Origin of the sequence: Lonsdalea quercina subsp. quercina (assembly GCF_000688695.1) — a bacterium.
Lineage (GTDB): Bacteria > Pseudomonadota > Gammaproteobacteria > Enterobacterales > Enterobacteriaceae > Lonsdalea > Lonsdalea quercina_D.
On sequence record NZ_JIBQ01000004.1, the window covers coordinates 367,484 to 380,160 of the forward strand.

At 55.4% G+C, this 12,677-nt stretch carries 10 protein-coding genes and 4 tRNA genes; 12 read left to right on the forward strand and 2 right to left on the reverse strand.

The window, feature by feature from the left end; all coding sequences use genetic code 11:
* Positions 1-40 precede the first annotated feature (40 nt).
* From rffC to SB13_RS04970, 12 genes are all read left to right on the forward strand, one after another.
* Positions 41-745, forward strand: a complete 705-nt coding sequence (gene rffC / locus SB13_RS04915) for a dTDP-4-amino-4,6-dideoxy-D-galactose acyltransferase (RefSeq protein WP_026739286.1) — start codon at positions 41-43, stop codon at positions 743-745.
* A gap of 4 nt (positions 746-749) precedes the next feature.
* Positions 750-1,880, forward strand: coding sequence for a dTDP-4-amino-4,6-dideoxygalactose transaminase (gene rffA / locus SB13_RS04920; protein WP_026739287.1), 1,131 nt, complete (start codon positions 750-752; stop codon positions 1,878-1,880).
* A gap of 1 nt (position 1,881) precedes the next feature.
* Entirely contained in the window at positions 1,882-3,132 is a 1,251-nt protein-coding gene (gene wzxE, locus SB13_RS04925) for a lipid III flippase WzxE (protein ID WP_026739288.1), read from the forward strand.
* On the forward strand, positions 3,129-4,217 hold the full coding sequence (locus SB13_RS04930; protein WP_026739289.1) for a TDP-N-acetylfucosamine:lipid II N-acetylfucosaminyltransferase: 1,089 nt from the start codon (positions 3,129-3,131) through the stop codon (positions 4,215-4,217). Before wzxE ends, SB13_RS04930 begins: the two co-directional genes overlap by 4 nt.
* Entirely contained in the window at positions 4,214-5,590 is a 1,377-nt protein-coding gene (gene wzyE / locus SB13_RS04935) for an ECA oligosaccharide polymerase (RefSeq protein WP_026739290.1), read from the forward strand. Before SB13_RS04930 ends, wzyE begins: the two co-directional genes overlap by 4 nt.
* Before the next feature lie 14 nt (positions 5,591-5,604).
* Positions 5,605-6,345 carry a lipopolysaccharide N-acetylmannosaminouronosyltransferase gene (gene wecG / locus SB13_RS04940; protein WP_026739291.1) on the forward strand — a complete coding sequence of 247 codons (741 nt, stop codon included), beginning with the start codon at positions 5,605-5,607 and terminating at the stop codon, positions 6,343-6,345.
* 245 nt (positions 6,346-6,590) lie between these two features.
* Positions 6,591-7,973, forward strand: coding sequence for a bifunctional threonine/serine APC transporter ThrP (thrP, locus tag SB13_RS04945; protein ID WP_026739292.1), 1,383 nt, complete (start codon positions 6,591-6,593; stop codon positions 7,971-7,973).
* 146 nt (positions 7,974-8,119) lie between these two features.
* Positions 8,120-8,196: transfer RNA gene (locus SB13_RS04950), tRNA-Arg, on the forward strand.
* A gap of 103 nt (positions 8,197-8,299) precedes the next feature.
* Positions 8,300-8,375, forward strand: a tRNA-His gene (locus SB13_RS04955).
* Positions 8,376-8,395: 20 nt separating this feature from the next.
* Positions 8,396-8,482: transfer RNA gene (locus tag SB13_RS04960), tRNA-Leu, on the forward strand.
* A gap of 52 nt (positions 8,483-8,534) precedes the next feature.
* A tRNA-Pro gene (locus SB13_RS04965) sits at positions 8,535-8,611 on the forward strand.
* A 554-nt stretch (positions 8,612-9,165) separates the two neighbouring features.
* Entirely contained in the window at positions 9,166-9,978 is an 813-nt protein-coding gene (locus SB13_RS04970) for a hypothetical protein (RefSeq protein WP_026739293.1), read from the forward strand.
* A 377-nt stretch (positions 9,979-10,355) separates the two neighbouring features.
* On the opposite strand, the gene SB13_RS04975 is transcribed toward SB13_RS04970, so the two are convergent.
* Positions 10,356-10,991, reverse strand: a complete 636-nt coding sequence (locus SB13_RS04975) for an NAD(P)H-binding protein (protein WP_036151429.1) — start codon at positions 10,989-10,991, stop codon at positions 10,356-10,358.
* A gap of 61 nt (positions 10,992-11,052) precedes the next feature.
* Positions 11,053-12,366, reverse strand: a complete 1,314-nt coding sequence (gene hutW, locus SB13_RS04980) for a heme anaerobic degradation radical SAM methyltransferase ChuW/HutW (protein WP_026739295.1) — start codon at positions 12,364-12,366, stop codon at positions 11,053-11,055.
* Between the last annotated feature and the right edge of the window lie 311 nt (positions 12,367-12,677).

A 12,677-nucleotide genomic window follows, 5' to 3' on the forward strand; every position in this document is an offset into this window, starting at 1 on the left:
CCGCCGATAACCTCCTTCGCACGATAACAGGACATCGCTTATGCCGCTGCATGCCAATGTGGAACCTCTGAGCTGGGAAAGCGCGTTTTTTCATCGCGCCAGCGGCAGGCTGCTGTTTTCCGATACGGCGCCGGTGCTTAGCGGAGCGGCGCTGGCTCCGTACGACATCGTTCAGGCGAAAATCCCGGCGGATGAGACCACGCGGGCGGACGCGCTGTCCGCACTGGGCTTTCGGCTGGCGGAAAGCGAGGTCGATCTTAGCGTGTCTTTAGCCGACCGGATGGTCTCCGAGGCGCTCGACGGCGTACGTCGGGCCGTGGAGAGCGATATCCCCATGCTGCGCGAGGCGGCTCGCACGACGTTTGCGCTCAGCCGTTTTCGCACGCCGTGGTATGCGCCGGAAGACAGCGGACGATTTTATGCCCGCTGGGTGGAAAATGCGGTGCTCGGAACATTTGACGACGTGTGTCTGGTGCTGGAAGACAGTCGCCACCGGCCTGAGGGGTGGGTGACGTTGCGACAGCTGCCGGAGCAGGAGGCACGCATCGGTCTACTGGCGGCGTGGCCGGGACAAGTCGGACGCGGCACAGGCCGCCGCCTGATGCAGGCGGCGGAGGCGTGGTGCCGACAGCAGGATGTCCTACGTTTACGGGTGGCGACCCAACTTGGCAATATTGCGGCGTTGCGGCTTTATCTCGGCGGCGGCGCGCGAATCGACAGCACAGCCCATTGGCTATACAGGTGACGATATGATCCCATTCAATGCTCCGCCCATCGTAGGCTCCGAACTGGAATATATGCAGGCTGCCATGCGCAGCGGCAAGCTGTGTGGAGACGGCGGTTTCNCCCGCCGCTGTCAGCAGTGGCTGGAGCACTATTCCGGCAGTCCCAAAGTGCTGCTGACGCCTTCCTGCACCGCTTCGCTGGAGATGGCTGCGCTGTTGCTGGATATCCAGCCCGGCGACGAGGTCATCATGCCGAGCTATACGTTCGTGTCGACGGCGAATGCCTTCGTGCTGCGCGGCGCCACAATCGTCTATGTCGATATCCGCCCGGATACGTTAAACATCGATGAAACCAAGATCGAAGCCGCGATCACAGACCGTACCCGCGTTATCGTGCCGGTGCATTATGCGGGCGTGGCGTGTGAGATGGATGCCATTATGGCCCTGGCGCAGAAACACGGGCTGTACGTGGTGGAAGACGCCGCGCAGGGCGTGATGTCCAGCTATAAGGGACGCCCGCTGGGCTCGATAGGCCACATCGGCTGCTTCAGTTTTCATGAAACCAAAAATTACACGGCGGGCGGTGAAGGCGGGGCGACGCTGATTAACGACCCCGCGCTGATTGACCGTGCGGAAATCATTCGCGAGAAAGGCACCAACCGCAGCCAGTTTTTCCGCGGCCAGGTTGATAAGTACACCTGGCGCGATTTAGGCTCCAGCTACCTGATGGCGGATATCCAGGCGGCTTATCTGTGGGGGCAGCTGGAAGCGGCGCAGCGGATCAACGAACGTCGACTGCGCCTGTGGGACGCCTATTATGCCGCGTTCCATCCGCTGGAACAGGCGGGTAAGCTGGAACTGCCGACGGTCCCGGCTGACTGCGTACACAACGCCCACATGTTCTATCTGCGGCTGCGTGATAACGAACAGCGCAACGACTTCATCAACTATATGAAAGAAGCCGAAATTCTGGCCGTCTTCCACTACATTCCGCTGCACAGCAGCCCGGCCGGACAGCAGTTTGGACGTTTCTCCGGGGAAGATAGCTTTACCACGCGTGAGAGCGAGCGGCTGGTGCGCCTGCCGCTGTTTTACAACCTGCGCAACGTGAATCAGCGTACCGTCATCAGCACGGTGCTGAGCTTCTTCTCCTGATATGTCGCTCGCCAAGGCATCAGTCTGGACGGCCGCCTCAACGCTGATCAAAATCGGGGTAGGTCTGGTCGTCGTCAAGCTGCTGGCCGTCTCTTTCGGGCCCGGCGGCGTAGGACTGGCGGGAAACTACCGCCAGCTGATCACCGTGCTGGGCGTGTTGGCGGGCGCTGGCATTTTCAACGGCGTCACCAAATACGTCGCGGAATATCAGCAACATCCGTCGGCGCTGCGTTCTCTGCTAGGCACCGCGACGACGCTGGTCACTGCTTTTTCTCTCGTGCTGGCGCTTGTGCTATGGCTGGCGGCGACGCCGATAGCGGGAGCGTTGTTTGGTGATGCGCGTTACGTCTCTGTGGTTCGGGCGTTGGCGCTGCTTCAGGTCGGCATCGCCTATGCCAACCTGTTTTTGGCGATCCTGAAAGGGTATCGCCGTGCGCGAGGTAATGCGCTGGCGATTATCGCAGGCAGCCTGATTGGGTTACTGGCGTATTTGGCCTGTTTCTGGCTGGGCGGCTACCACGGCGCGCTGGTCGGTCTGGCGTTGGTGCCGGCGTTAATCGCGATTCCGGCAGCCTGGTGGCTTCAGCGTTCGACCCCGCTGCGCTGGCCGATGCTTAAGCCGTTCTGGGAGCGGATAGTGGCGGGGCGTCTGGCGAAATTTACCCTGATGGCGTTGATGACGGCGGTGACGCTGCCGGTGGCGTATATCAGCATGCGTAATTTGCTCGCCGCGCATTATGGTTGGGATGCCGTCGGGATCTGGCAGGGCGTCACGACGATTTCCGACGCCTATCTGCAGTTCATCACGGCGGCGTTTAGTGTCTATCTGCTGCCGACGCTGTCACGGCTGACCGAACGCAGAGATCAGGCGCGGGAAATTGTCACTGCGCTGAAGTTTGTCCTGCCTACGGTGGCGGCGGTGAGTTTTGTCGTCTGGCTGCTGCGCGATGCGGCGATTTGGCTGCTGTTTTCACATCAGTTTATTGCGATGCGCGACCTCTTTCCCTGGCAATTGGCTGGGGATGTGATGAAAGTGGGTGCTTACGTCTTTGGCTATCTGGTCATCGCGAAAGCTTCCTTGCGCTTCTACCTGTTGACTGAAATCAGCCAGTTTCTCCTGCTGATGGGATTCGCACATTGGCTGATCCCCCTGCATGGCGCACTGGGCGCGGCACAGGCTTATATGGCAAGCTATCTGGTCTATTTCCTGCTGTGTTGCGGCATATTCATTATTTACTGTAGGCGAGCATGACCCCCTTAATTCACGTGCTGGGTGCGGATATTCCTCACCATAATCAGACGGTACTGCGTTTCTTCAACGATGTGCTGGCCCCGACGCTGCCCGCTGAACAGGTGCGGCGCTTTATGGTGGTGGCCCCAGAAGAAGCCGCATGGCTGCAAAATCTGCCGGCGCTGGCCGTCGACTGCTATCCTGACAAACGTGCGCTGGCGAAAGCGGTTGTCGCGCAGGCCAGAGCGCACTGTGATACCCGTTTCTTCTTTCATGGCCAGTTCAATCCGTGGCTGTGGCTGGCGCTGCTGACGGGGGGTATCCGTCCCGCCCAGGCTTATTGGCACATTTGGGGCGCTGACCTGTATGAAACGGCGAGCGGCATGGCTTCTCGTCTGTTCTATCTGATGCGTCGCCGTGCGCAGGGGCGCATTGGCCGAGTGTTCGCAACGCGCGGCGATTTAAACTATTTTGCGCAACGGCAGCCGCAGATTCCCGCCAAACTGCTCTATTTCCCCACGCGCATGGACCCGGCGCTGGTTGCGTCAAACGATCTGAAAGGTCAGGCCGGGCCGATGACCATTTTGGTCGGCAACTCCGGTGATAGCACCAACCGCCATATTGAGGCGCTGCGGGCGATTCACGAGCAGTTTGGCGAACGTGCGCGGGTGATTGTCCCCATGGGCTATCCCGAGAATAACGATGACTATATTGCACAAGTCCAGCAGGTCGGCGATACGCTGTTCGGGGTGAAACGCTTTCAACTGCTGCGTCAGAAGATGGCGTTTGACGATTACCTGGGAATGCTGCGCCGTTGCGACCTGGGCTACTTCATCTTTGACCGCCAGCAGGGCATTGGTACGCTGTGCCTGCTGATACAGTTCGGCGTTCCGTTCGTCATTAGCCGTCACAATCCGTTCTGGCAGGATCTGCAGGAGCAACATTTGCCGGTGCTGTTTTACGGCGAACCCTTAGATGAGGCGGACGTACTGGAAGCTCAACGGGCGCTGGCGCGGGTCGATAAACGGTACATTGCGTTTTTCAATCCAAACTACATTCATGGCTGGCGTCAGGCACTGGCGCTGGCGGCGGGAGAGCCAGTATGACCGAATGGCAGGTCAGCGGACTTCTGGGGGTGTACCTCGTCTCCGTGCTGTTCATCCTGTTTCTGACGTGGCAAGAGTTCAGACGGGTGCGATTCAACTTTAACGTGTTGTTTTCGTTATTGTATCTATTGACTTTCTATCTCGGCTTCCCGTTTACCTGCCTGCTGGCGTTCCGGTTTAATGTGGCGGTAGNTCCGGCGCAGTACCTATTGATGGCTCTGCTATCGGCGACGGTGTTCTACGCCATTTATTATGTGACGTATAAAACCCGGCTGCGCGCCTCGCCTGTGGTTTCTTCCCCCCCAATGCTGAGATTCTCCCGGGTAGAGACGCATCTGGTCTGGGGACTGCTGGCGCTGGTGGCGGTGGTGACCGTCGGCATCTTCTTTCTCCACAACGGCTTCTTGCTGTTTAAGCTGCGGGCCTACAATCAGATCTTCTCCAGCGATGTGTCTGGCGTTGCGCTGAAACGCTTTTTCTATTTCTTTATTCCGGCGATGCTGGTGGTCTATTTCCTGCGTCAGACGCAACGTGCCTGGCTGGGATTCTTGCTGGCGACGGTGGCTTTCGGCATGTTGACTTACATGATTGTCGGCGGAACGCGGGCCAACGTCCTGATCGCTTTTTCGCTGTTTCTGTTTATCGGCATCGTGCGTGGATGGATCTCACTGTCGATGTTGGTTGCGGCGGGATTGATGGGGATCGTCGGGATGTTCTGGCTGGCGTTGAAGCGCTATAGCCTCGACGTCAGCGGCGCCGAGGCGGTTTACACGTTTCTGTATCTGACGCGGGATACATTTTCCCCATGGGAAAATTTGGCCCGGTTGTGGCAGTTTTACGACGAAATCCATTTCCAGGGACTGGCGCCCATCATTCGCGNTTTTTATGTCTTTATTCCCGGCTGGCTGTGGCCGGGACGGCCTTCGCTGATCCTCAACAGCGCCAACTACTTCACCTGGGAAGTGCTGAATAACCACAGCGGACTGGCGATGTCGCCCACGCTGATCGGCTCGCTGCTGGTCATGGGCGGCGCGGCGTTTATTCCGTTGGGCGCAGTGGCCGTCGGGCTGATTATCAAGTGGTTTGATTGGCTTTATGAGCGTGGTCGCCAAAGTCCTAATCGCTATAACGCGGCGATTTTGCAGGCTTTCTGCTTTGGCGCGATATTTAACATCATCGTGCTGGTCAGGGAAGGGATGGATGCCTTTGTCTCTCGAGTGGTGTTTTTCTGTCTGGTCTTTGGTGCCTGCCTGGTGCTGGCCAAGCTATTGTATTGGCTGCTGCTCGTGGGCGGGGTTATCCGTCAGCGCTGGCGGACCTTACCGCCCCCCGGGACGGAACAACGCCCTGAGCCTGCGAGTCAGCGACGCTAATAATGAGGAAAATAATGGAACACAATGACGCGATCCCACAGTACCAGATTCGCGGGATCCCTCTGTACGGCTTCGAGAACATGGCGCAATGCGTGGATTATCTGCTGGCCGGTGAACAGGTCAAAACCGGCACTTTGGTCGCGATTAACGCTGAAAAAGTTCTGGCGACGGAACGGGATTCCGCGCTGAAGGCGCTGATTGAGGCGGCGGAATACAAATATGCCGACGGCATCAGCATTGTTCACTCTATCCGACGGAAATATGCGGATGCCCGCGTGGAGCGCATCGCCGGGGCCGACCTCTGGGAAGCGTTGATGCAGCGTGCTGGCGAACGTGGAACGCCGGTCTTTCTTATCGGCGGCAAACCCGAAGTGCTGGCTCAGACGGAACGGGAGCTGCGTCGTCGCTGGCAGGTGAATATCGTTGGCTCTCAAGACGGCTATTTCAGCGTGGAGCAGCAGCCGGCATTGTTCGACCGCGTGCGCGACAGCGGCGCACAGCTGGTGACGGTAGCGATGGGCTCTCCCAAGCAGGAACGAATTATGCAGGACTGCCGGCAGATATATCCTGAAGCGCTCTATATGGGCGTAGGCGGCACTTACGACGTATTTACCGGGCACGTGAAACGCGCGCCCAAACGCTGGCAGAATCTGGGGTTGGAGTGGTTGTATCGACTGCTGTCTCAGCCCAGCCGGATCACGCGGCAGATAAAGCTATTGCGCTATCTGGCTTATCACATCAGCAGACGTCTGTAGTCCGGTCTCCTCCCCGCGTTTGCTTGAACGCTATCGATTGAGTTATAAGCAAACGCATACCTTTCTTATTTAGTTATAACTCCTTCCCCGAAGATGTTAATCCCAACAGCATTGCTGTATCTTTTCCGGCGCCCTGTTTCGGGCGGCGTTTTTTTGCGCGAGAGGTACCGTTGATCGTTGCCGGCGAAATAAAACAATTCATTAACTCGGCAGAAACAAACACAACATGGAATGATAGAGGATTTATGACAAAAAAAGTCAAAGAAGATCAGCTCCACCGGGGTCTGGAGGCAAGACATATTGAACTGATCGCACTTGGGGGCACCATTGGCGTCGGTTTGTTTATGGGCGCGGCGAGTGCGCTGAAGTGGGCCGGTCCTTCCGTCCTGCTGGCGTATATCGTAGCTGGCCTTTTTGTGTTCTTCATTATGCGTTCGATGGGCGAAATGCTGTTTCTCGAACCGGTGGCCGGTTCGTTCGCCGTATACGCTCACAATTATCTCAATCCCTTTTTCGGCTATCTCACCGCCTGGAGCTACTGGTTCATGTGGATGGCCGTCGGTATCTCGGAAATCACGGCGATAGGCGTGTACGTCCAGTTCTGGTTCCCGGAACTTCCCCAATGGATACCGGCGATAGCTGCCGTCGTGCTGGTGGCGGGCGCCAACCTGGCGGCGGTGCGTCTGTACGGTGAAATCGAATTCTGGTTCGCGATGATTAAAATCACCACCATTATCGTGATGATTGTCGTCGGCGCTGGCGTGATTTTCTTCGGACTGGGCAACCATGGTGAGGCCACGGGTTTTGCTAACCTGACGGCACATGGCGGCTTCCTGGCCGGCGGCTGGAAAGGACTGTTGTTTGCACTGTGCCTGGTGGTTGCCTCGTATCAGGGCGTGGAACTGGTGGGTATTACGGCAGGCGAAGCCAAAAACCCGCAGGTAACGTTGAAACGTGCCATCAATAACATCCTGTGGCGTATCCTGATCTTCTACGTGGGCGCGATTTTCGTCATCATCACTATCTTCCCATGGAACGAAATCGGCACTACCGGCAGCCCCTTCGTGTTGACCTTTGCCAAAATCGGTATCACGGCGGCGGCAGGTATCATCAACTTTGTCGTGCTGACCGCGGCGTTGTCCGGCTGCAACAGCGGAATGTACAGCTGTGGGCGTATGCTATTCTCCCTGTCCAAAAACCGTCAGTTACCGGCGGCCTTGGGCAAAGTCACCGCCAGCGGCGTGCCTGCGGCGGGCGTGATGGGCTCTATCCTGTGCCTGATCGCCGGGTCGGCCCTGAACTACCTCATTCCTAATCCGGAAAAAGTCTTCGTCTATGTGTATAGCGCGAGCGTTCTGCCGGGGATGGTGCCGTGGTTTGTGGTGCTGGTCAGCCAGCTGCGTTTCCGTCGTAAACATCAGGCTGCCATTGCAGGTCACCCTTTCAAGTCAATCCTGTTCCCGTGGGTTAACTATCTGACGATGGCGTTCCTGCTCTGCGTGTTGGTTGGGATGTACATCAACGCAGATACCCGCCTGTCGCTGATCGTGGGTTTGATATTCCTGGCCTTCGTCAGCATGATTTATGCGGTTCTCGGTCTGGGTAAAAAGCAGGCTGAAGTGAAATAATCACCCGTAAACAGCGGGTGGGAAAGCGGTAGAGTCGATGATTTTAAGGGAAATGAGCAAAGCGTAAGCAAACGCGCTCTTTCTACGAAAAAGCACTAGACAGGCTTCTATTAAATCCGTAGTATCCCCACCCGCAACGGCGCTACGCGCCCGTAGCTCAGCTGGATAGAGCGCTGCCCTCCGGAGGCAGAGGTCTCAGGTTCGAATCCTGTCGGGCGCACCATTCGAAGCATTTATATGATTCGATGTAGTGCGGGAGCTGCGGAGGTACTTAATGACTCCGTGAGAAGTGAGTACCGGAAACGTAGTAAAGAAGTGGTAATATGGTGGCTATAGCTCAGTTGGTAGAGCCCTGGATTGTGATTCCAGTTGTCGTGGGTTCGAGTCCCATTAGCCACCCCAATTTTTAAAGTTTGTGACATGCGAAGGTGGCGGAATTGGTAGACGCGCTAGCTTCAGGTGTTAGTGTCTTAACGGACGTGAGGGTTCAAGTCCCTCTCTTCGCACCACACAAGCTCAGATGTCAGTGACATCATGAAGTAGTAGTACAGCATCACCCGTCGGCGAGTAGCGCAGCTTGGTAGCGCAACTGGTTTGGGACCAGTGGGTCGGAGGTTCGAATCCTCTCTCGCCGACCACTATTCTCAGGGTCTTGTTTGCGCATTAAACAGGACCATAAAAAAACCGTTGGTGAATTTCACCGGCGGTTTTTTTTCGTCTGTTATTTGGTCTCGAGTGACATGCGCGATCAGCTTAGGTCCGACTTAATCGCCACGGCTTCCTTCCTCCTCTTCGCCACGTAGCCAGAACTGTTTTGGCAGGCTAGTTTACGTCTTAGACCTCCACTTTATTTCAGGACAAGGTGACATCGATGGGATTGTCCGCTTTGTCTGACTTCTCCGGTATGGCTGAAATAATCATCCCAGAAACCCTCCTTCGATATTGAATGCCAATACGCCTATTTGTAGATATATTCCTTTTACTTATCTCGATAACTTTATTTCGGAAATATCTCCTTATTTTATGCCGTGATAGTTTCATGATAATAAAACAGTTGAATGAGGAAGGTGTTAGTGTCAACCTCATCTTAAGTCAGCGACAGTTTTCCATCGGTAATAGTTTATTCTTCCTCTTCATTTAGCATAGTTATCAATCAATAAAAGGGATTTTTCATTTATTAAGGAGAATAAGAATGATTTCATGTTTGACGGAAACGCGCTTTCACTTTAGCTTTTTATATGAACGAATGCGGCATAGAAAAATCTTGTGGGTGGTAAAGAATCGGCGTCAATTAAATAAAGAAATCCTTGATAGCGTTCATTCATTTTTATCAAAAAAAGAATTCATTAACGAGAACGATCGTTGTTTGCTTGAAGAAGCCTATGGAACGTTAAGTCCTTCTGAGATTTATTTAGCTGAACGCTATGGCGTGCCTTCACACCATATACTCAGTGCGGAAAATATCATCAACGCACGCCATTTTGATGAGGTGTGCCTGCAAAACGTTCGAGCGCGTTACGAGCAACATGGGTGCAAAGGCGCCATTGTGTTTCGGGATTTCGCATTGGATACGCGTTGGATGACTTTTTTCGATGGCCGCGTCGTTAACGCGCATTTCGCCATGCTGCCCTATGCGTCGGGACAGTATGCCATCGAGCAGATCGCCGCAATGGGTGATAACCGAAAGCTAGAACAAGCGGCGGGCGCTACGCTGCATTATCTTGATGGGGCTCGCGATATGCCGTCTCTGATCGCACAGGAGGCGTTGCTCAATCTCTGGAACCTGCCGTCGATTTGGGCGGTCAAGGGCGAGTCTTACTTAATCGCTTTCCGGCTGCTGGATGACTATCTGAATACCGAGACGGCTTTTAGCCGGCGAGATGTGATTCAACGAGATATCGCCAACGGTTATGGAATATCCGTGCGCTCAACGCTTTCGGAGGATGAAAAGTGTCTTGCCCAGAAAAACTTCCTGCGTATGAAAAAGGATTTCATTTACGAATAAAAAACAAACCGTTATTTATTTCAATCTATTCAGAGAGGGTGCGCCATAATCTCGGTGATTATTCTTTTTCTGCGAGCCAGTGATCGCAACGATGTATTTATATGATTATATAAATAGTCTTTATTTGTGATGATTAACACAGTGGAAATAATACCCTTTCGACAGAAAGGGGTGTCATTTCATCGCTTATTTTATTTCCCACGAGAAATCGTTTTCAAAACTGGATGACCCTGTACAGGAGCGTAGTCCCGTAAAAAGAGAAACATAATAGGTGCCGCTATTTCGAGTTTGATTGAGCCGCAGTCAGACATGCCGCGGGTGAATGTTGGCCCGCTGTCGCCAATAGGGGGATGCCATGCAGGCATACCCCCTATATTCTAAAGCTGTGCCGATGGCGTCAGCGTTGGGTCGATGAGAAAGTAAGTCTTCCCGTAGGCGGCGTCATCATNAATGACCTGCTGGATCTGGCGAGCCACATCTTCCCGATGGATCAACCCGAAAGCTTCCTCTTGTACCCGGATGGACAGGCCGGTTCTTGGCCCGGACTTGAGACCGCCGGGTCGGAGTATGCATCCGTTCAATCGGCTCGTCTTCAGCCAGCTTTCCGCCAACGATTTTTCCCGAACGGCGTGGCCGAATATCTCCCGCGCTTTCGGCGACAGCAGATGCCAGCTCTCCCCGCAGCCAATAGATGTGACCAGCACCATATGGCCGATACCGTAGCGCTCCGCGCTATCAATAATGAGCCGATTACCGGCATAGTCAGCCTCCGCGCTGCCCAGCGTGGAAACGATCCGCGCCTGCGGACCCGCAGTTTCGCAGGCAGTCCGGACGCTGCGCGCATCCAGCGCATCNCCTTCCACCACCGTGACGCCACACTCGCGCAGCGCCTGTGCCTGCTCGGCGTTGCGGACCAGCGCGGTGATGGCGCGCGACTCCTGTAACCCCAACGCCACCAGCGCCCGGCCGACGCCGCTCGCCCCGCCAAAAATCAGCCACGGATGTTTTTCCATCAGTTCGTTTCCTGTTTCGCTACACGATTTGCCCATCGCGACATCCAAAATGTTGCACCTGTCAGGCCGCCGCCTGTGGTAACAGTAACGGCGGGATTAACGTTTGCAAAGCCTGCAGCAGATTACTTGCCCAGAAACGTCCGTCTGCCGTGAGATGGAAACGCGCGCCGTTTAACCGCAACAGATCGCACTGTTGCCATTGTTGCAACAGCGGCAGCAAAGGCGTGGGATCGTCCAGCACACGCGCCAGATCGTAATATCCGGCATCGATGCCGCCTTGCAGATCCAACCGCCAGCGGTACTGATCGCTTTGGGGCGTCATCATGGCAATGGGTTTACGGCCTTCGCCGATCGCGCGGTAATAGTCGTCCAGATGACGTGCCATCATGTAAGACTGCCCGCGCAGACTACCGCCCGCGCCGCTGCCGAGAGCAAGATAGTCCGCGCCCTGTTTGATGAGCAGATTGTACAGATTGCGTTCGCGGGTGTGGCGAGACCAATGACTGTTACTGAGCTGACGCCAGTTTTCATCCGCCAGGAATTGCTCCCCGATCAAGTAAAGCTCGCGACACAGGCTCACATCCGGCAGCGTCACCCGGTGGTTTTCGACGGCTTTCGCCAGCAGGGTATTGGGCAGCAGGTTCAGGGCGTAGAGATCGACCCCGTCCAGCGGAAGATCGCGTACGATCGCCAAATCTTCCCGCCAGCTTTCTACCGTCTGCTCCGGCAGGCCAAACATCAGATCGCAAATGATGGCCGCACGGTCGCGTTCAGCCAGTTTGCGGATAAATGTCATCGCTTCTTCCCGGTTGGCCCGGCGCCCCAGCCGCTGACGCACGCGTGAATCGAATGTCTGAATGCCGATGGAAAAGCGGTTGGCCCCGGCTTCCAGGCAGGCGTCAATCCGCTCATCGTCGAAGTTGAAGATGCGCCCTTCGACGGTGATTTCGCAATCCGACGCCAGCGGCAGTTTCTTCCGCAGTGCGCTGATAATCTGGTGCAGCTGTCGGGCCGTCAGCGCCGAGGGTGTGCCGCCGCCCAGATAGATCGCGTGGATCGGCGAAGACTGGTGGAGCGGACTGTCCGCCTCCAGATCCAGTTCTCGCATCAGCATGTCGCAGTAATGCGCGATGGCGTGCTCATCTTGCTTGTTCTGGTAAAAACCGCAAAATTTGCACTGCGTGGCGCAGAATGGAATGTGCACATACAGCAAGCGCTTGTTGCCGGTCTGCGTGGTGCTCAGCAATCCCTGCCAGGCGGCATCGACTTCACCGGGAGGAAGCGGTCTTTGCTGGCGCCAGGGCATGGTGGCCCAGCGACCGGTAAAGGGAAGTCCGTGTTCAGCAGCGAAAAAAGGTGAAAGATCAAGAGACATAGATGGCGTGTTCCTCTGTAAATCTGCCGGTCACTCTTGAATGTAAATGAAAATAGAAATCATTTATCTCCGGAGATGGAGGAAAAGGATAATACAGCCGCTCGAAGGGAAAGTTGACGCATATCAGTAGAAAATCCGACATTGTGTCGGTAAAGACCCTGAAAAGGGCCAAAATTCATTAAATTTTGTTAATGTGCTTGCCGCTGCCTCGCCGATGCGGAGCGATGAGCCGAACGGCGCGGAATAGTCGAACCTGTTAACCCTATCGTTGCCCTGTCTCACGGGAAATGACGTCGTTCTTTACGGGAACG

Excerpts from the sequence above, each read along its gene's own strand:
- thrP (WP_026739292.1), top strand. The coding sequence starts at position 6,591 with ATGACAAAAAAAGTCAAAGAAGATCAGCTCCACCGGGGTCTGGAGGCA.
- SB13_RS04930 (WP_026739289.1), top strand. The coding sequence starts at position 3,129 with ATGACCCCCTTAATTCACGTGCTGGGTGCGGATATTCCTCACCATAAT.
- SB13_RS04970 (WP_026739293.1), top strand. The coding sequence starts at position 9,166 with ATGATTTCATGTTTGACGGAAACGCGCTTTCACTTTAGCTTTTTATAT.
- rffC (WP_026739286.1), top strand. The coding sequence starts at position 41 with ATGCCGCTGCATGCCAATGTGGAACCTCTGAGCTGGGAAAGCGCGTTT.
- wecG (WP_026739291.1), top strand. The coding sequence starts at position 5,605 with ATGGAACACAATGACGCGATCCCACAGTACCAGATTCGCGGGATCCCT.
- wzxE (WP_026739288.1), top strand. The coding sequence starts at position 1,882 with ATGTCGCTCGCCAAGGCATCAGTCTGGACGGCCGCCTCAACGCTGATC.
- hutW (WP_026739295.1), bottom strand. The coding sequence starts at position 12,366 with ATGTCTCTTGATCTTTCACCTTTTTTCGCTGCTGAACACGGACTTCCC.